General features: G+C 61.4%; 19 protein-coding genes. 9 read left to right on the forward strand and 10 right to left on the reverse strand.

The features are described from left to right. Positions 1 to 891, reverse strand: coding sequence for a triacylglycerol lipase (locus ACI7M0_RS23860; protein ID WP_020192926.1), 891 nt, complete (start codon positions 889 to 891; stop codon positions 1 to 3). 123 nt (positions 892 to 1,014) lie between these two features. On the opposite strand from ACI7M0_RS23860, the gene osmE reads away from it, so the two are divergent. After that, the gene (osmE, locus tag ACI7M0_RS23865) at positions 1,015 to 1,356 is read left to right on the forward strand and encodes an osmotically-inducible lipoprotein OsmE (protein ID WP_003249613.1); all 342 of its coding nucleotides are present in this window, start codon (positions 1,015 to 1,017) and stop codon (positions 1,354 to 1,356) included. Between the two features lie 42 nt (positions 1,357 to 1,398). After that, positions 1,399 to 1,929: a bacterioferritin gene (locus ACI7M0_RS23870; RefSeq protein ID WP_020192925.1), complete on the forward strand. Its 531-nt coding sequence runs from the start codon at positions 1,399 to 1,401 to the stop codon at positions 1,927 to 1,929. Between the two features lie 39 nt (positions 1,930 to 1,968). Here ACI7M0_RS23870 and ACI7M0_RS23875 read toward each other — a convergent pair whose 3' ends face one another. Next, positions 1,969 to 4,035, reverse strand: a complete 2,067-nt coding sequence (locus tag ACI7M0_RS23875) for an AsmA family protein (protein ID WP_129933979.1) — start codon at positions 4,033 to 4,035, stop codon at positions 1,969 to 1,971. Positions 4,036 to 4,375: 340 nt separating this feature from the next. Here ACI7M0_RS23875 and ACI7M0_RS23880 point away from each other — a divergent pair, with 340 nt between their 5' ends. From ACI7M0_RS23880 to ACI7M0_RS23895, 4 genes are all read left to right on the forward strand, one after another. After that, positions 4,376 to 4,873, forward strand: coding sequence for a hypothetical protein (locus tag ACI7M0_RS23880; protein ID WP_039612255.1), 498 nt, complete (start codon positions 4,376 to 4,378; stop codon positions 4,871 to 4,873). Positions 4,874 to 4,995: 122 nt separating this feature from the next. Further along, on the forward strand, positions 4,996 to 5,631 hold the full coding sequence (locus ACI7M0_RS23885) for a TetR family transcriptional regulator (protein ID WP_003249603.1): 636 nt from the start codon (positions 4,996 to 4,998) through the stop codon (positions 5,629 to 5,631). Positions 5,632 to 5,683: 52 nt separating this feature from the next. Beyond that, on the forward strand, positions 5,684 to 6,784 hold the full coding sequence (locus ACI7M0_RS23890; protein ID WP_129933952.1) for an AGE family epimerase/isomerase: 1,101 nt from the start codon (positions 5,684 to 5,686) through the stop codon (positions 6,782 to 6,784). 105 nt (positions 6,785 to 6,889) lie between these two features. After that, entirely contained in the window at positions 6,890 to 7,138 is a 249-nt protein-coding gene (locus ACI7M0_RS23895) for a hypothetical protein (protein ID WP_064492504.1), read from the forward strand. Between the two features lie 48 nt (positions 7,139 to 7,186). Here the strand turns inward: ACI7M0_RS23895 and ACI7M0_RS23900 are convergent, their stop codons facing one another. From ACI7M0_RS23900 to ACI7M0_RS23925, 6 genes are all read right to left on the reverse strand, one after another. Further along, positions 7,187 to 7,951: an SDR family oxidoreductase gene (locus tag ACI7M0_RS23900; RefSeq protein ID WP_003249597.1), complete on the reverse strand. Its 765-nt coding sequence runs from the start codon at positions 7,949 to 7,951 to the stop codon at positions 7,187 to 7,189. A 594-nt stretch (positions 7,952 to 8,545) separates the two neighbouring features. Continuing rightward, entirely contained in the window at positions 8,546 to 9,262 is a 717-nt protein-coding gene (locus ACI7M0_RS23905; protein ID WP_004576969.1) for an ABC transporter ATP-binding protein, read from the reverse strand. Then, positions 9,259 to 10,134 (reverse strand): ATP-binding cassette domain-containing protein, encoded by an 876-nt coding sequence (locus ACI7M0_RS23910; protein WP_010955466.1) that lies wholly within the window; start codon positions 10,132 to 10,134, stop codon positions 9,259 to 9,261. The genes ACI7M0_RS23905 and ACI7M0_RS23910 overlap by 4 nt, the downstream gene beginning before the upstream one ends. Further along, the gene (gene livM, locus ACI7M0_RS23915) at positions 10,131 to 11,432 is read right to left on the reverse strand and encodes a high-affinity branched-chain amino acid ABC transporter permease LivM (protein ID WP_104886990.1); all 1,302 of its coding nucleotides are present in this window, start codon (positions 11,430 to 11,432) and stop codon (positions 10,131 to 10,133) included. Before livM ends, ACI7M0_RS23910 begins: the two co-directional genes overlap by 4 nt. A 2-nt stretch (positions 11,433 to 11,434) precedes the next feature. Continuing rightward, a complete protein-coding gene (locus ACI7M0_RS23920; protein ID WP_003249590.1) occupies positions 11,435 to 12,349 on the reverse strand; it encodes an ABC transporter permease subunit in 915 nt (304 codons plus the stop codon). Between the two features lie 154 nt (positions 12,350 to 12,503). Beyond that, entirely contained in the window at positions 12,504 to 13,640 is a 1,137-nt protein-coding gene (locus ACI7M0_RS23925; protein WP_014860425.1) for a branched-chain amino acid ABC transporter substrate-binding protein, read from the reverse strand. Between the two features lie 512 nt (positions 13,641 to 14,152). Here ACI7M0_RS23925 and pncB point away from each other — a divergent pair. Both pncB and nadE read left to right on the forward strand, forming a co-directional pair. Continuing rightward, positions 14,153 to 15,358, forward strand: coding sequence for a nicotinate phosphoribosyltransferase (gene pncB / locus ACI7M0_RS23930; RefSeq protein WP_049586710.1), 1,206 nt, complete (start codon positions 14,153 to 14,155; stop codon positions 15,356 to 15,358). Positions 15,359 to 15,361: 3 nt separating this feature from the next. Continuing rightward, positions 15,362 to 16,189 (forward strand): ammonia-dependent NAD(+) synthetase, encoded by an 828-nt coding sequence (nadE, locus tag ACI7M0_RS23935; protein WP_129933950.1) that lies wholly within the window; start codon positions 15,362 to 15,364, stop codon positions 16,187 to 16,189. 332 nt (positions 16,190 to 16,521) lie between these two features. On the opposite strand, the gene ACI7M0_RS23940 is transcribed toward nadE, so the two are convergent. Further along, complete coding sequence (locus ACI7M0_RS23940) at positions 16,522 to 17,580, reverse strand: IS110-like element ISPpu11 family transposase (RefSeq protein ID WP_405314606.1); 1,059 nt, start codon at positions 17,578 to 17,580, stop codon at positions 16,522 to 16,524. 149 nt (positions 17,581 to 17,729) lie between these two features. After that, entirely contained in the window at positions 17,730 to 18,179 is a 450-nt protein-coding gene (gene azu, locus ACI7M0_RS23945; protein WP_129933869.1) for an azurin, read from the reverse strand. A 348-nt stretch (positions 18,180 to 18,527) separates the two neighbouring features. On the opposite strand from azu, the gene ACI7M0_RS23950 reads away from it, so the two are divergent. After that, entirely contained in the window at positions 18,528 to 19,115 is a 588-nt protein-coding gene (locus ACI7M0_RS23950) for a TIGR00730 family Rossman fold protein (RefSeq protein ID WP_003249578.1), read from the forward strand. The last annotated feature ends 77 nt before the right edge of the window (positions 19,116 to 19,192 follow it).

Genomic DNA, 19,192 nt, shown 5'->3' on the forward strand with positions numbered 1-19,192 from the left:
CTAAAGCCCCGCCGCCTTGAGCCGGGCGGCATGTTCGGTGAATAGCCGCACAGGCTCCGCGCCTTTGCCCACGGCACCGAGCGACTGGTTGACGATGTCCAGGTGATCGAGCGGGTAATCGTCGCCGATCACCTGCCCCAGGTGCGAACTGAAACGCCCGACCATGCCGTCGCAATGGCCCTTTTCCTTGATGAAACTGCGTGCGAACAGGCGGCAGAAGCGGCTGCTGCCGTCGAAGCGGTTGCGCCCCTGGTCTGTCAGGCCGGGTTGCAAGGTGCCGGACCAGGAGTAATAGCGTACGCCATTGACCTCATAGGCCCCTTCCCCACCCCAGGTTTGCGGCAGGCCCTGTGGATAAGCCTGGTTGAACAGTGCCACCCCGGCGCTGGTCAGCGACTGGTGCGAGGCGTGCACATCTACCGGCAGCGGGTCGCGACGCCAGCCGGTTTCCAGCCACACCAGCAGCACGGCAAACCCATGCAGCACGGCCTTGAGGATGCGCCCCTGGGGTGAATCGCCCGGTGCCGTGCGTTCCAGGTGGTCGGCCAGCTCGGAGCCATGGTTGGGCCCCGCCACCGAGGTGACCGACGCCACCCGCCCCGGCCGTTTGGCCGCTGCGTAACGCGCGCTCAGTGCGCCCTGGCTGTGGCCGATGAGGTTGACCTTGTCGACGCCGGTACGTTGGCAGATATCTTCGATGATCGCCAGCAACTGCTCGCCGCGTACCTCGCTGGAATGCAGCGGCGAAACCTGCACCGGAAACACCTGCGCCCCGCCCTTGCGCAAGGCCGGCACAATGCCGAACCAGTAGGGGTAGAGCACCATCCGGACAAACCCGAGCATGCCCGGCACCAGCACCAGCGGGTATCGCGTGGCCAAATCCTGCTGCATTGCCGCAGCTCCTTTGCGTGTACGACGGGCCAACACTACAGCGGCCATGATGACCATCGCAATCGAACTCCTGGCGCGCGCTGTGGTTCAAAACCACACAGACCCTTTGCAAGGAGCGGGACCATGTACAAGCAGACCCTGGCAATCCTTCTGGCAAGCGCCACCCTGGCCGCCTGCGGCAGCCGCCCGGAAAACCCGGTGGATTACGTCACCTACCGCGATGAGCCGCTAGTCAAGCAGGTGGAGAACGGTATGACCATGCAGAAGGTCATCGCCATTGGCGGCAGCCCGTCGAGCGTGATCGACCTGCCACACGGGGGCACCTGCAACGACTACATCCTCAACCACGATGGCAAGCAGCAGCCCTATTACGTGCGCTTCGATGCCACCGGCCATGTGGATGCCAAAGGCTTCAAGACCTGCAAGCAACGCCAGGAGGACAGCGACGCCCTGCATGGCGCGTAAGCCTGTGTTCCGACCCGACCCTGACCCCTGCTGGAGATAACCATGAGCAATGTTGAACTGACCGATGTGAAAACCCTGCGCGAGCGTGCACGCCAGCATGTGGAGCAAGGCGCAGTGACCGAGGGTTACCACGCCGACCGTGAACAGATCCTGCGCCTGCTTAATGAATCGCTGGCCACCGAGCTGGTCTGTGTGCTGCGCTACAAGCGCCACTACTTCATGGCCAGCGGCATCAAGGCCAGTGTGGCTGCCGAGGAGTTTCTGGAACATGCCAACCAGGAAGCCGAACATGCCGACAAGCTGGCCGAACGCATCGTGCAACTGGGCGGGGAGCCGGACTTCAACCCCGACAACCTGACCAAGAACTCGCATGCCCAGTACGTAGCCGGCAATTCGCTGAAAGAGATGGTGCTGGAAGACCTGGTGGCAGAGCGCATTGCCATCGACAGCTACCGCGAGATCATTCAGTACATCGGGGATAAAGACCCGACTACCCGTCGTATCTTCGAAGACATCCTGGCGCAGGAAGAGGAGCACGCGGACGATATGTCCGACCTGTTGCAAGGCCTTTGATTTCTGACACCCTCAAGGGGCCGCTTTTGCGGCCCCTTGCTATTTCCGTGCTTTCACCGCCGTCGGCGCCTTGCCTGCCTTCATCTGCTGCAACAACGGTGTGCACTGGTTCGGATCATCCCCGCTGCTGGGCGCAATCAGCGCCAGCAACCCCGCCGCCGGCCCTGCCACCACCCCAAGCGCAACCATCCCTGCGCCACGCAACGCCAGCGGCACTGCCTGCACACCGGCGTTCGGCTTGGCGAACGGTCCGCGCACATACAGGGGGGAACGCAGCGAGAACAACCGCAGCCCTTTCGATTCCGGGGTGATGTTCAAATCCAGTTGCTCGGAAGCGAAATTCGCCGTGCCGTCGATGTAGATGATCGCGTTCTCGGTATCGAAGATGAACAGCCGCGTAGTCGCCAGGCCATCCTTGATGCCTACATCGGCTGCCGCACAGTTGATCTTCACGTCCTCGTCACCAAACAGCTTGCCGACCACATAGTTGCCTACGTTCAACCCGGCGATTTCCATCAGGCTACGGCTGATGGCGCCATCGTTGATCAGCATGCGCAGGTCGCCATTGGCGGTACCCAGCAAGGCGGCTACCGAGTTGCCACGGCCGCTGATGTCGGCGTCGCCATTGAGCTCACCAAAGCTGGTCTGCATTGGCGCAAATGTGGGGAACAGTTGCTTGAGCTTGAAGCCCCGCGCAGTCAACTTCGCGCGCCCCTGCAAGGGCACGCTGCGCCCGTCCAGGCGGATGTTGGAGGCCAGGCTGCCGCCGGCCACGCCAAAGCGCAGGGGCTCCAGGCGCAACAGGCCGTCTTCGAGAACCACATGGGCCGACAGGTCAGTGAACGGCAGTTGCGCGCTGTGCACGATGCGCTTGCCAGCAAAGGTGACATCAGCGTCCATTGCCCGCCAACGCTCGGTGCGAAACGCCTCCACTGGCAGCACCTTGCCTGCAGGCTGCTTGCTGGCACCGCCACGGGCCTTCTGTTCGGCATTGGAGTCGGCACCGATCAGTGGCGCCAGGTCCTTGAACAGCAACTGGTTCGATACCAGGTTGCCGGACAGTCTGGGCCGTGGCTGGCTGGCAACGAAGGCCAGGTCCCCATGGATATCGCTGTCGCCGATCTTGCCGTTGAAGCCCTGGTAATTGAACGACGCCCCTTGCGCCGCCTGCAGGTTGGCGCGTAGGTGGCCGTCGGTGGAATAGGCCGGGGTGTCAGGCAAGGTGACGCCGGTCAATGGGTAGAGGTTGCCCAGGCTGGCGCCCGACAAACGCAGGCGCAGGTCGAGGGCACCAAGGTTGCGCGGGTCGGTGAGGGTGCCGGCGAGCACCACATGGGTGTCGGCGATGCGCACGTCGGCCTGCAGCGGGAACGGCTGGCTGGCGTCCTGCAGGGCCAGCAGGCCACCGATCTTGCCGGTGCCGGACACTGGCTGGCCTTTGTAGCGGCCCTGGGCCTTGAGGCCGAAGGCATAGTCCTGCGCACCGCCGGCCTTCTCGGCGCTGGCCTTGCCGACAATCTCACTGAACGGGATTGGCTTGCCAAGCGGGTCGATCTGCACCTTCATGCGGGTTTTCAGGGTCTGGTCGTGGAAGCTGACGTTGCCCTGGTCAAAGCCGATGGCGCCGATGTCCAGCTGCCATTTGGAAGGTTCGGCGTTTTCATCCTTGGGGCCGAAGTCGAAGACCCAGTTGGCGCGGCCATCGGCCAGGCGAGTGAGGCTGGCAGTGGGCTTGGTGAGGTTGATGCGGGGTATGCTGATCTGCTGGAACACCAGCGGCAGCGGCGCCAGGCGAAACTCCACACGCTCAAGGCCGACCATCTTCGGCTCCTTGAGCCACTCGGGGTTGCCCAGCGTCAGGTCTTCGGCAATGAAGTGCGGCCAAGGCACCCAGGCACGCCACCCGCCCTCTTCGGGCTCGGTACGCCAGTGCACGGCGAGGTTGCCGTTGATCGCGAAGGGCCGATGCAAGGCTTCGGAGACCTTCTCATTGAGCAGTGGCTTGACGCGGTTCCAGTCGAAGGTAGCAATCACTACCACCAGGATCGCCAGCACGGTAAGCAGGCTGGCGAGGGTCCAGACGAGGATTCTGGCGGGACGCGTCATTGCGTAATTCTCCTTGCGGCATGACAGAAAACAGGCGCAGCGATGGCCTCAATAACTCCGACTGATGAAAACCCGTGAGGTTTTATCGATGGCGCCATGATAGCGAAGTTTTTCCTGGCCTTTTGCTCAGGAATCTGTCGCGCCACGGCGCACATGTTACCTACCATCAACAGGGTCAGGGGATTGTCATTACGCCTGCAAGGCTTGGAATAGAGGCCTTTCCAACCTCTATCAATATGGTCGATTGTTACCATTACCCATATGAACTTCTCTCTGGCGTTACGCGGCGTAGCATTGGCTCCGTACCCACTTTCCAGCCCCCGAGAGGAGCACCGAAATCATGAAACGCCATCTGCTGACCCTGACCCTGTCCCTTCTGGCCGCCAACGCTTTCGCCTTGCCTGCGTCCGAGCAACACCTGACATCCGAAGCGCGCTCCAGCGCAGCCGAAATTGCCCAGCCGCTGAAAACCGTAGCTGAAGGTGGTTCCGATCGACTGATCGAACGTACTGGCCGTGTCGCCGAAGGTGGCTCGGATCGCCTGATCGAACAAGCTGGCCGTGTTGCCGAAGGCGGCTCGGATCGCCTGATCGAACAAGCTGGCCGTGTTGCCGAAGGCGGCTCGGATCGCCTGATCGAACAAGCTGGCCGTGTTGCCGAAGGCGGCTCCGATCGTCTGATCGAACAAGCTGGCCGTGTTGCCGAAGGCGGCTCCGATCGTCTGATCGAACAAGCTGGCCGTGTTGCCGAAGGCGGCTCCGATCGTCTGATCGAACAAGCTGGCCGTGTCGCTGAAGGTGGCTCGGATCGCCTGGTTGAACTCAGCCGTGTGAGCTGATCGCCATGGCCGAAAAGAACAACTTCTGTCACAACGCTTGCTCCCCTCCAGGCCCGGTCCATTGACCGGGCTTTGTTTTTTTATCTAGAGTGCCCAGCCTGACCGTTACAGAAGCCCGCACCATGCTGCCGCGCGCCGAACAGAAGCTACAGACCCGCCAGGCCCTGCTCGATGCCGCCTGCCTGCTCATGGAGAGTGGCCGTGGTTTCGGCAGTATCAGCCTGCGCGAGGTGGCGAAGACGGCTGGCATCGTGCCGACCGGCTTCTATCGGCATTTCTCCGACATGGACGCCCTGGGCCTGGCACTTGTCGCCGAAATCGACACCACCTTCCGCCAGACCATCCGCCTGGTGCGCCAGAACGAATTCGAACTGGGCGGCATCACCGACGCCTCGGTGCGCATCTTCCTCGACGTGGTAGCCGCCCACCGCGCGCAGTTCCTGTTCCTGGCCCGCGAGCAGTACGGCGGTGCACAGGCCGTGCGCCAGGCCATTGCCCGCCTGCGCCAGGATATCAGTGACGACCTTGCCACCGACCTTGCGCGCATGAAGCGCTGGCAACACCTGGACAGCGCCGCGCTTGCGGTGATGGCCGACCTGGTGGTGAAGACCGTGTTCGCCACCCTGCCCGAGCTTATCGACAACCCGGAAGCGGGTTATCCACAGGCCCTGACGCCGCAGGAAAAGATCACCCAGCAATTGCGCTTCATCTTTGTCGGGGCGCGGCATTGGCAGGGGCTCGGCAACCCAGGCTACTGAAAACCCCACTTCTGCTACCATGGCGCCCTGCCCGACAGCGACGAGCGCCCAAATGTCCGACCCCCGCCCCACCCTGCCCGAACTGGCCCGCTTCAACCAGCACTTCGCCGAACGCATCGTGCCGCTGTGGCAAGGCCCGGGCTGGAACGCCGACATGGCCCTGCCCTACGAAGCGCTGGACGCCCAGCACCAACCGTTGCCGGTGCAGCGCTACCGGGCCATGGCCTGTGCACGCCAGCTGTACGTGTTCAGCAGCCGTATCGGCCAACCGGGCGCCGCCGAACGCGCCGCAGCCCTGTTTCGCTCGCTGCAAAAGCACTTCCACGATGCCGAGCACGGGGGCTGGTTCTACAGCATCGACGCCCACGGCAAGCCGCTGGACCGGCGCAAGGACCTGTATACCCACGCCTTCATCGTGTTCGCCTGCGCGCACTACTGGGGCAAAGTGCGCGAAAACCTGGTGGAGTCCACGTTGAATGCCGCGCTGGACATCATCGACCAGCAGTTCGCCCGTGACGATGGCCTGTACGAAGCCTGCCTGGGCGAAGACTGGGCCGACCTCGGCAGTGGCCCGCTGCAAAACCCGCAGATGCACCTGGCCGAAGCGTTCCTGCAGGTGCTGGCTGTGCGTGACGACGAACATGTCCGCCAGTCGCTGCTGCAATTGTGTCAGGCACTCGAGGCGCATTTCATTGAACCGGCCCATGGCCTGATGCTGGAAAAGCCACGCGGGGCTGTGGATAACTGGTTCGAGCCTGGGCACCAGTTCGAGTGGTTCTATCTGCTGCATACCTCCCCGCTGCTGCGTGACACGCCGCTGCATGCGTCGATAGACCGGGCCTTCGGCTTTGCCGAGCAATTCGGGGTGAAGGATGCGGCCGTACTGGCCATGCTGAATGTGGATGGCCGGGTGCTTGATGCCTCACAGCGTATCTGGGCGCAGGCCGAGTACCTGCGGGCGCTTACATTGCGTGAAGGCAGTGAAGCAAAGCTCGCGGGGCAATTAGTTGCCCTTTCAGCGCGGTTCCTGCGTGACGCCGGCTGGTATGAGTGCCGAGGGGGTGACGGCGCGGTGAGCAGGGATGACATGCCATCGACCACGCCTTATCACTTGGCTACCTGCCTGGAAGGGCTGAATCAGGCGAACTTCTGACTGTCCATACAACGAACCTGTCAGGGGTGAGCGTTTCCCTCTGCCGGAAGCATCTCCCCACGCCTATGTTGGTGCTCCTTTCTCGAACGTTCAGGAGTAACCAACATGGAAGCAGAAGCCTTCAAGGCATTTGTCGAAGAGCAGATCAACCGGGCAGCACAGAAGATAATCGATCACGGCCACCGCTATGACGAGCACTCCCATGGCAAACTCAGCTACCTGCTAAGCCTGCGCCGTGTCATCAATTGCAAAGCAACGGCCGAGGACATGGGCCGGCATGACGCCATCAACGATGTCCTTCAAGCGTTAGGCATCATCCCTAAAGAAAGAACCGGCTTTTACTATATCAACTGAGCGATGCGTTGCTCCGCGAACCGGATCTTTCCGGTTCGCACCTCGTGCTTAGCCTTTTGATCGGTCGATCGAGAACCCTGCCCAGTCCTGGCTCACCGGCATCAGTTCCAGGCTGTTGATATTGATGTGCGCCGGCTGGTTGAGGATCCAGAAGATGGTCTCGGCAATATCCTGTGGCTGGATCGGCTCCGCACCCGCGTAAGTAGCATCGTACTTGGCCTGGTCACCCCCGAAGCGCACCAGCGAGAACTCGCTCTCGCACAGGCCCGGCTCGATGTTGCTCACACGCACGCCGGTACCGCGCAGGTCGCAACGCAGGCTCAGCGAGAACTGGCCGACGAAGGCCTTGGTGCCGCCATACACGTTGCTGCCCGGGTACGGATAGTTGCCCGCCACCGACCCGACGTTCAGGATCGACGCGCCGCGGCCATGGGCGATGAGCCGTGGCAGCAGCAGGCGAGTGGTGTACATCAGGCCCTTGATGTTGGTGTCGACCATGGTTTCCCAGTCGTCCAGGCTGCAGTTCTGCGCAGCATCCACACCCAGTGCCAAGCCGGCGTTGTTGACCAGACCGCGAATCTTTTCAAAGCCGGCCGGCAGATTGGCAATAGCCTGCTCCATGGCCTTGCGGTCACGCACGTCCAGCACCAGGCCATGCACTTCGGTCTTGGCCGACAGTTCAGCGCACAGGGCGTCCAGGCGCTCTTTGCGGCGCCCAGTGAGTACCAGCTTCCAGCCGGCTTCTGCAAAGCGGCGGGCGGTGGCCTCGCCGAAACCGGAAGTCGCGCCAGTGATGAATACGGTGGACGTCATGCTGTGTTCCTCACGGTAGGTTGTCATGGCAGCTTTGCAGCATGCCCGCGCACGGCGCAGGCAGCAAGCCGCTCAAGGGCTGTTCATTTTTTGTTCATACTCGTGAAACCCTTGCAGCAGAGGGCTCGCCGCCAGGTATGCGCATGTTATCCACAAGGCTTTCCCCACGGATTGGGGGCAACTTGTCCACTGCACGGAACCCTTTCAGCGGATTGTGGTCGGTGGATATCTTGGCGATGATGGCGCAAGGCTTTCAAACATGCCGCCTGCAGCGGTCTGTCCAAGGTTTTTACACAGAGTTATCCACAGGATTGGCACTGCACTTGAAGCACACGCAGAGATTTTGAAAGCTTGGGAAAATCATCCACAACGGGGATATGAACAAAAAATGATCAAATCGCTACAGGGCTTGATACTCAAGGCCTTGAGCGATATGCCACCATGTTTTCCACAGGCGGCTCCACACTATCCGTGGAAAAGAGTTGGCCTGTGGAAACAATGGCTTGCGAAGGAATATGGGTGTGTTTCGGGAGAAGGGAACGACAAGTTTTCCACATTGAGAAGGGGGCTGCATCGCAGCCCCCTGCATACAACTCAGTGCCCGCCCAGATAAGCGTTACGCACTTCCTCATTGACCAACAGTTCCTGCCCGGTCCCGGTCATGCGAATCTGCCCGTTGACCATCACATAGGCCCGGTCCGACAGTTTCAGCGCATGGTTGGCGTTCTGCTCCACCAGGAAGATGGTCATCCCGGTCTTGGCCAGCTCTCGCAAAGTCGAGAAGATCTGCTTGACCACGATCGGCGCCAGCCCCAGCGAGGGCTCGTCCAGCAACAGCAACTTCGGCCGGCTCATCAGCGCCCGGGCAATCGCCAGCATTTGCTGCTCGCCACCGGACATGGTCATGGCCCGCTGGTTACGCCGCTCCTTCAACCGCGGGAACAGCTCGTACATGCGCTGCATGTCTTCGTCGGCATGCTTGTCGCCGATGGGGATGGTACCCATCATCAGGTTTTCCTCGACGGTCATGTCGGGAAACACCCGGCGCCCCTCCGGCGACTGGGCAATGCCGTTGGAGGCGATGTAGTGCGAGGATTTGCGGGTGATGTCGGTGCCGCGGTACACGATATGCCCGGATGCCGCCCGCGGCTGGCCGAAAATCGACATCAGCAGGGTCGACTTGCCGGCACCGTTGGCGCCGATCAGGCTTACCGTCTCGCCCTCGTTGATGTGCATCGAGACTTTCTTCAGCGCCTGGATCGGTCCATAGAACACGTCCAGGTCTTTCAGCTCGAGAATGGGTGCACTCATACCAGTTCCTCTTCGTCTGCACCCAGGTAGGCGGCAATCACCGTCGGGTTGTGGCGGATGTCCTGCGGCGCACCTTCGGCAATCACGTTGCCGTGGTCCAGCACCACGATATGGTCGGAGATGCTCATGACCATGCCCATGTCGTGCTCGATCAGCACCACAGTGATGTCGTGCTCGTCACGCAGCACACGGATCATGCGGCTGAGTGCCTCGGTTTCCTGCGGGTTAAGGCCCGCCGCCGGTTCGTCCAGGCAGATGATCTTCGGCCGCGTGCACATGGCCCGGGCGATTTCCAGACGCCGCTGCTGGCCGTACGACAGCTCGCCGGCCAGGCGGTTGGCGCAATCGACCAGGTCCACCACTTCCAGCCAGTAGAAGGCGTGGTCCAGTGCATCGCTTTCGGCCTTGCGGTAGGCCTTGGTGTTGAGCACCCCGGCCAGCAAGTTACGGTTGACCCACATGTGCTGGGCCACCAGCAGGTTCTCCACCACCGACATTTCCTTGAACAGGCGAATGTTCTGGAAGGTGCGCGCCAGGCCGGCGCGATTGACCAGGTGGGTACCGCCGAACATCTTGTAGTACATACGGTTGGCAAAGCGCGCAGGCGACACGAAGTCGGCCGCCTGGAAGCGTTCGCCGAGCAGCTGGATGACGTTGGTGTGGCTGCCGCGCACGTTCAGTTCGATACGTCCGCCACTGGCCTTGTAAAAGCCGGTCAGGCAGTTGAACACCGTGGTCTTGCCGGCGCCGTTGGGGCCGATCAGGGCAAAGATCTGGTTGCGCCGGACCTTCAGGCTGACGTCGCTGAGCGCCTTGATGCCACCGAACTGCATCATCAGGTTGTCGACCGAGAGAATGATATCGTCGCTCATGGCGCCACTCCTTTACGTGGGGTCACACCGGTACGGCTGATACGGATCAGCCCACGCGGTCGCCAGATCATCATCAGCACCATCAGCACGCCGAACAGCAGCACCCGGTACTCGGAGAAGCTGCGCAGCAGTTCCGGCGCCACGGTCAGCACGAACGCCGCGATGACCACACCCACGGTCGAGCCCATGCCACCCAGCACGACGATGGCGAGGATCAGCGCCGACTCGAAGAATGTGAATGACGACGGGTTGACGAAGCCCTGGTAGGTGGCGAAGAACACCCCCGCCAGACCGGCAGTCGAGGCGCCCAGGGTAAAGGCCGACAGCTTGACCAGCACGTGGTTCAGGCCCATCGAACGGCAGGCGATCTCGTCTTCGCGCAGCGCTTCCCAGGCCCGGCCGACCGGCATGCGAGTCAGGCGATGCTTGATGTACAGCACTGCCAGCACGACCAAGAACAGCACCGCGTAGATGAACACGAACTTGAGGCTGGCGTTGTACTCGAAGCCGAAGAACTCGTGGATCGGCACCCCGCCATCCTTGGCCCGGCGGCCGAACTCAAGGCCGAAGAAGGTGGGTGAAGGTGCCGGCATGCCGTTGGGGCCACCGGTGAACGATAGCCAGTTGTTCAGCACCAGGCGGATGATCTCGCCAAAGCCCAGTGTCACGATCGCCAGGTAGTCACCGTGCATGCGCAACACCGGGAAGCCGAGGATGCACCCCGCCAGCGCTGCAGCGATGGCCGCCAGCGGCAGCACGCTCCAGAAGCCCAGCCCCAGGTACTGGTAACCCAGCGCCAGGCCGTAGGCACCGATGGCATAGAACGCCACGTAACCCAGGTCGAGCAGGCCGGCCAGGCCGACCACGATGTTCAGGCCAAGGCCCAGCAATACGTAGATCAGGCCGAGGATGACCACGGTCAGCAGGTACTTGTTGGCGAAGATCGGGAAAACGATGGCAATCACGATCAGCGCGGGGATGATGTAACGCAGACGCGACTTGTAGTCCGGTGCGGTCACATGCACGCCCGAGCCACCGCTGTCGAAGCCCAGGAGCATGCGCTGCCCGGGGGCAGTCTGCAGGAACAGGCTGAGCAGGAAGCGCCCCACCATCACACCGCCGACCAGCCAGGCCACGCGGCGCGGCTCGGCATTGAAGGTGTAGCCGTCGAGCACCACACCAACGACCGGGCCAAACACGATAAGTGCCAGCAGGCCAGCGACAATGGTCTCCAGCAGGCTGCGTTTAAGGTCGAAACCCTTGGTTTCGCTAACAGAGGCAGTTTTGGCAACGGACATGTTCACACCTTAGCCACGAGCGGGCGACCCAGCAGGCCTTGTGGGCGGAAGATAAGGATCATCACCAGCAGCGAGAAGCTGAACACATCCTTGTAGTCGGAGTTGATCAGGCCTGAGAACAGCGACTCGGAAATACCCAGGATGATCCCGCCGAGCATGGCACCCGGCAGCGAGCCGATACCCCCGAGCACTGCGGCAGTGAACGCCTTGATACCGATGATGAAGCCGGCGTAGAAGTCGAAGGTGCCGTAGTTCATGGTGATGAGCACGCCGGCCAGGGCGGCCATCACCGCACCGATGACGAACACGTAGGAAATCACCCGGTCGGTGTTGATACCCAGGATCGAGGCCATCTTGCGGTCTTGCTGGGTAGCACGGCACATGCGGCCGAGCTTGGTGTACTTGATCACGTAGGTCAGCAGGCCCATGCCGACGAAGGCCGCCACCAGGATGAAGATCTTGGTATAAGTCAATTGCACGAAGCCGGATCCGACTTCGACACGCATGGCGCCTTCCAGCAGGGTTGGCACGCCTTGCTGGCGGGCGCCCTGGCTGATCTGTGCGTAGTTCTGCAGGATCAGCGAAATGCCGATGGCACTGATCAGCGGTGCCAGGCGGGTGGAGTTACGCAGCGGTTTGTAGGCGATGCGCTCGATGGTGAAACCATAAACGCCGGTGACGACGATGGTGAACAACAAGGTGCCCAGCATCAGCAGGGGGAACGATTCGACACCGAAGTAAGCCAGCAATGCCAGGCTGATCGCCGCGAGGTAAGCGGAGATCATGTACACCTCGCCGTGCGCGAAGTTGATCATGCCGATAATGCCATAGACCATTGTGTAGCCGATGGCGATCAGGCCATAGACCGACCCGAGGGTCAGGCCGTTGACCAGTTGCTGCAGGAAAATACCATCCATAACGCAATCTCACCTGATTGAGATTGCACGAGCGCCGACCACGGCGCGGGCCACCTGTGCGGGGCCCTCGCAGCGCAGAACTGTGCAGATCTACGAATAAAGACAGGTACCGCGGGGCTTGGGCCCGAGCAACCGCCCGGGCCGCGGGCCGTTGTTATTTTTGTTTTTCCAGCTGGTGGTATTTACCGGTCTTGTCCCACTGGTAGACCACGTAGTCGGAGACGGTCAGGTCGCCCTTGCTGTCCCACTTCTTCTCACCCATGACGGTCTGCACCGGGTTGGCCTTGAGCCACTTGGCAGCGTCCTCGCCCTTGTTCGACTTCGCGCCATTGAAAGCGGCAGCCAGAGCCTGCAGCGAAGCGTAGGCGTACAGGGTGTAGCCCTCAGGTTCGGTGCCGGCCTTGCGGAACTCCTCCACCACCGCCTTGCTGTCTGGCAGCAGGCGCGGGTCGGCACCGAAGGTCATGTACACGCCGTCAACGTATTGCGCACCGCCGGCGGTAGACACCAGTTCGTCGGTGACGATGCCATCATCGGACATGAACTTGACGTCCTTCAGGCCCTGCTCGCGCAGCTGGCGTACCAGCGGGCCGGCTTCCGGGTGCAGGCCGCCGAAGTAGACCACGTCGGCACCGGTAGAGCGGATCTTGGTGACCACCGCGCTGAAGTCTTTCTCGCCACGGGTCAAGCCTTCGTAAAGCACAGGCTCCACGCCGCGTTTCTTCAGCTGTGCCTTGGTCGCGTCAGCCAGGCCCTGGCCGTAGGTGTCCTTGTCGTGCAACACCGCGACCTTCTTGCCCTTGAGCACGTCGACGATGTAGTCGCCAGCGACGATCCCCTGCTGGTCATCACGGCCGCACATGCGGAACATGGCGCTCAGGCCGCGCTCAGTGACCGCTGGGTTGGTGGAGCCTGGGGTGATGGCGATCACGCCCGCCTCGTCATATACCTCGGAGGCCGGGATCGTGTTGGAAGAACAGAAGTGGCCCACCACGCCAATCACCTTGTCCTGATCGACCAGGCGGTTGGCCACGGCCACGGCTTGCTTCGGCTCACAGGCGTCATCGCCTTTGACCAGGACGATTTTCTCGCCATTCACGCCACCAGCGGCGTTGATCTTGTCGGCCGCTGCCTGCGCACCTTTCATGTACTGCTCGCCAAACGCTGCGTTTGCCCCGGTCATGGGGCCCGCTACACCGATCTTGACGTCGGCCTGAACATACGAAGAAACACCCAGTGCCGTAGCAACGGCCAGAGCCAGGAAACCTTTCTTGTAAAACGTCTGCGACATGAGGTGGTGCTCCTAGAGTTTTTTTGGTTGGCACTACAACTTCTCAGCCCGGTACTCAGAGCAAGGGCCGTGCCATCGGTTTTGTATTCCGGGAAAACACACTGTGAAGGGTGCCTGCAGCCGACGGGCGGCCTTTTCTTTATTGAGCGTGCAACCGTCTGCCACGCGGCAGGCGCCACCACACGTACAGACAAGGAGCAACCGTCGAGTGCCATCATTGCAACCCTGGCAAGTGTTTACGTGCAACCGCCCTGTAACAGCGGACGTCACCGAACTGCACACCGCTGGTGCGCGACTGCTACAGGCGGCACCGTTTCAAGGCTAGCTGGTGCACGGAAAAACACCTCTGTTTTGGCCGTTCCGGCCTCTTCGCCGGCAAACCCGCCCCTACAACAGGAGCAAGTACCCGCACCGTGCAGGAGCGGGCGTGCCCGCGAAGAGGCCGGAACAGCCACACAAGGTGGAAAAGGCTGGCACAATGTCCGCCAATCGCCGCTTCCGGAGCCCCCTTGATGAGCGAAAGCGCATTCGCCGAGCGCATCGTGCACAACCTGCTCGACACCGACTTCTACAAACTCACCATGATGCAGGGTGTGCTGCACAACTACCCGGACGCCGACGTCGAATGGGAATTCCGCTGCCGCAACGGTGAGGACCTGCGCCCCTACCTCGGCGAAATTCGCAATCAGCTCGAACGGCTTGCCGACCTCACCCTGGACGATGGCCAGCTGGCCTTCCTCGAACGCATCAGCTTCCTCAAGCCCGACTTTTTACGCTTTCTGCGCCTGTTCCGCTTCAACCTGCGTTACGTGCACGTCGGCATCGAAAACGACCAGCTGTTCCTGCGCCTGAAAGGTCCGTGGCTGCATGTGATCCTGTTCGAAGTGCCGCTGCTAGCCATCATCAGCGAAGTACGCAACCGCAATCTGCACCCGCACATGCGCCTGGCCGAGGCGCGGGACCAGTTGTACCGCAAGTTCGACTGGCTGCGTGCGCATGCCAGCGACGACGAGCTGGCCGAACTGCAGGTGGCCGACTTCGGCACCCGCCGGCGCTTTTCCAGCCGCGTGCAGGAGGAAGTAGCAAGGGTGCTGCGCGACGACTTCCCCGGCCGTTTTGTCGGCACCAGCAACGTCGACCTGGCATGGAAACTGGATATCAAGCCGCTGGGAACCATGGCCCACGAGTGGATCATGGCCCACCAGCAGCTCGGCCCACGGCTGATCGACAGCCAGATCGCTGCGCTGGACTGCTGGGTACGCGAGTACCGCGGCCTGCTCGGCATCGCCCTGACCGACTGCATCACCATGGATGCCTTCCTCGGCGATTTCGACCTGTACTTCGCCAAGCTGTTCGACGGCCTGCGCCATGATTCGGGCGAGCCGGTAGCCTGGGCGGAGAAGGCCATTGCCCATTACCAGAAACTGGGTATCGACCCGATGACCAAGACCCTGGTGTTTTCCGACGGCCTCAACCTGACCCGCTCGCTGGAAATTTTCCGCGCCCTGCGCGGACGCATCAACGTCAGCTTTGGCATCGGCACCAACCTGACCTGCGACATCCCAGGTGTGGCACCCATGAACATCGTGCTTAAAATGACCGACTGCAACGGCGCGCCGGTGGCCAAGATTTCTGATGAAGCCGCCAAGACCCAGTGCCGCGACGAGAACTTCGTCGCCTACATGCGTCACGTATTCAAAGTCCCCAGCAAGGAGTAACCCATGCAAGCGGTTCAGCAAGAGATTGCCCAGGCGCTGAAGGTACAGCCGCCGTTCGCCGACGCGGCAGCGCTCGAGGCCGAAGTCGCCCGGCGGGTGGCGTTCATCAAGGACTGCCTGGCCAACGCTCGACTCAAGACCTTGGTGCTGGGCATCAGCGGTGGCGTCGACTCACTGACTGCCGCCCTGCTCGCCCAGCGTGCCATCAACGAGCTGCGCGCCGAGACCGGCGACAAGGCCTACACCTTCATTGCCGTGCGCCTGCCGTACCAGGTACAGCATGACGAGCATGACGCCCAGGCATGCCTGGACGTGATCAAGGCAGATGAAGTTCACACGGTGGATATCGCCCCGGCAGTGCGCGCATTGGCGGCTGAAGTGGTGGCATTGAAGAACGGCTCGCCGACGTTGGTGGACTTCGTGGTGGGCAACGTCAAGGCACGCACCCGGATGGTCGCCCAGTACACCATCGCTGGCGCCCGCGCAGGTCTGGTGATCGGAACCGACCACGCCGCCGAGGCGGTGATGGGCTTCTTTACCAAGTTTGGTGATGGTGCCTGCGACCTGGCGCCGCTGAGTGGGCTGGTGAAGAATCAGGTGCGGGCGATAGCGCGTAGCTTCGGTGCGCCGGAGGCACTGGTGGAGAAGGTGCCAACGGCCGACCTGGAAGACCTGGAGCCGGGCAAGCCGGACGAGGCGTCACATGGCGTGACCTACGCGCAGATCGATGCCTTCCTGCATGGGCAGCCGGTTGACCAGGCAGCGTTCGACATCATCGTCGCCACCTACCGCAAGACCCAGCACAAGCGCGAACTGCCGTTCGCCCCTTGATAAGTGGCCTGTAGGAGCGGGTTCACCCGCGAATACGATGGTGAACCCACCGCCGCATTCGCGGGTGAACCCGCTCCTATGTATGGACTCGCCCACACTGTCTAGCTGCTTTTTTGAACATAGGAACCCGGTTGCATCTATGTATCAGGCCTGTTCGAGGAAGCTTTTTGCTTCTGGCCAACATCGTGGTGAGCTCGCAGTGTGCCGTTTACATTGAGGCCACTATCAGGCCTGTAGGAGCGGAGGCATCGGTCTGCGACGGTCTTACCTAGGGTCAATGTTCACTAGCAGGGGTTGGAGCGCCTAGCGCCCCGGTGGCATTACCCGGTGGGTCAGAGGCTCATAGCCGCCTCCGGTTTTTCGTTCGGTTTGCGTTGGTAAACCTGATCGCTCTGTAACAGGGCCCAGATAATCCGCAGATTTCGATTAGCCAGCCTGATCGCCGCCTCCTTGCGCCCAAGGCGGGATAGCCAACGCAAGAGGCGGCGATCATCTGGCTGATCGGAATCAGGCCTTAGCTGGCTCAAGACGGAATGCGCGCCCTGGATCATCAGGCTGCGTATGTAGCCGTCACCGCGCTTGCTCATCTTGCCCAATCTGATTTTGTTTCCGCTGCTGTGCTGATCGGGCACGATACCGAAGAAGGCGGAATACATTCGGCCACTGGCGAAGCGGCTGGGGTCGGTCTGTTTCGCCACGATCGCCGTGGCAATGATAGGGCCGACGCCGCGAATGGTGATCAGTCGCTGAGCGACTTTATCCTCTTGGGCAGTCGCTTCGAGCCGGCGGCTCAGCGCCGCTATGCGTTCACCTAGAGACAACCAGTCCATCAGCAACTCATCGAGCAACTCGCGCAACAGGTCGGGTAGAGGCAAGGAAGCATCCTCAAGCGCCTGAGGCACATGCTTATTGATCGCGGCATCGCCCTGGGGCATGGATACGCCATGCTCAAGTAGCAAACCACGGATCTGATTGCCCAGCGCGGTATGTCGCTTGATGTTACCGCGCCGGATACGGTGCAGCGCTTGAATAGCCAGTGCTGTGGTGCTCTTGATCGGTATCGAAGCGATGCTCGTATCGCGACCGGCACGCAAAATGGCATAGCAGTCGTTACGATCGTTCTTTGCACCGCTGCGATGTTCGGCGACACGTTGCGCCGGCAGGATGCGAACCGGATTACCTTTGGCCTGCAGCAGCCTGGCCCAGGCTTGCGCACCTGGACCGCACTCCATCAAGACGGCCACGGTCGTTGGCAGCCTGAGCAGGAAATCATGGAACGCTTGGCGGGATTTGATGCGATCTTCGTAGATCACCCGCCCAGTAGCGTCCTCGCCTGCTAATTGGAAGACCTGTTTGGCCAGGTCTACGCAGATGGTTGTGCAAAGCTCCACATCAGTGGAAGACAGGGAATCGTGTTTCGAACTATGCTTTTTCATGGTCTCGCCCTCGCTGCCGTTGGCTTCTTCGAACACCACCGTGGCACTGTGATGCCTCGGCGGGGGCGAGTCCATCGATTACAGGGTCCGACGTCAGCCTTTGATTACTTGACCACGACCTTGCCTTTCATCATCGAGATGTGGCCCGGGAAGGTGCAGAAGAAGCTGTAGTCACCACCGGCTTCCAGCTTGGAAGTGTCGAACTTCACTTCGGTTTCTTTCTCAGGCGCGCCGATCATCTTGGTGTGGGCGATGATGGCGGCGTTGTCAGCCTTCAGGTAGTCCTTATCCAGACCCTGGCTCATGCCTTCGGTGGCAATGGCCTGCATGTCGGCAGTCTTGCTGATCACCAGGTTGTGGCCCATGACGTTCTTCGGCAGGTTGCCGGAGTGGGTCAGTTTGACGGTGAATTCCTTGCAGCTCTTGTCGACAGTGAATTCCTTGCTGGTGTAGGACATCTGGTCAGTCGAGTCGACAGTGACCGAGCACTCGGCGGCGAAGACAGAAGCGCTGGCGAGGGTCAGCAGAGATACCGCTACAGCTTTCGCAAACATCATGAATCTCCTTGGCAGGGTTTTATCAATTGCGAGACTGCCTGAAACCGTTCAGCCCCTTGCTGATATGGGTCAAGGGGGCGTCAAGAGGCCAGCCAGTAGAATTGTTCAATGGATTGTATACAACAAATCTAAGGGCACATCATGCCCTTTTATTGGACGATGAGACAACCTCTCATTTAGGAGCAATACCAAATGCCCATCTCCAACTTCCTCAATAGCCTGCTCGCCGCCTACGCCCACGGGGCCACAGGAGCCATCTGCGAATTCTCCCGGCCAGAATGAACCGGCCTTGGAAGTGACCGGCATGCGCCGTAACCTGTGCGCCTCAGTGACAGGAGATGAGCAATGCCCGTACGTTCCGTTTGTGTGTTCTGCGGCGCCAGCATGGGCGCCAACCCTGCCTACCGTGAAGCAGCCGTCGCGCTGGGCCAGGCCATTGCCCGCCGCGGCTTGACCCTGGTGTATGGCGGTGGCGCGGTCGGCTTGATGGGTGTGGTGGCCGACGCGGCCATGGCGGCCGGTGGCGAAGTGGTCGGGATCATCCCGCAGAGCCTGCTGGACGCTGAAGTCGGCCACAAGGGCCTGACCCGCCTGGAAGTGGTGGATGGCATGCATGCGCGCAAGGCCCGCATGGCCGAGCTGAGCGATGCCTTCATTGCCTTGCCGGGTGGGCTGGGTACGCTGGAGGAACTGTTCGAAGTGTGGACCTGGGGGCAGCTGGGCTATCACGCCAAGCCGCTCGGGCTACTGGATGTGAACGGTTTCTACGACAAGCTGGGCGGGTTCCTCGACCATATCGTCGAAGAAGGTTTCGTGCGCCCGCAACACCGGGCGATGTTGCTGCTGGGGCAGCAGCCGGACGAGCTGCTGGACGGGATGGACAGCTTTGTGGCGCCGGTGGCGCCTAAGTGGGTCGACAAGCAGCCTGATTGAAGCTGAGACTTTTGGGACCGCTTCGCGGTCCTTTCGCGACACAAGGCCGCTCCCACAAAGGCACTGCGTACGCCGAT

Origin of the sequence: Pseudomonas sp. 10(2024) (assembly GCF_045164175.1) — a bacterium.
Taxonomy (GTDB): Bacteria; Pseudomonadota; Gammaproteobacteria; order Pseudomonadales; family Pseudomonadaceae; genus Aquipseudomonas; species Aquipseudomonas alloputida.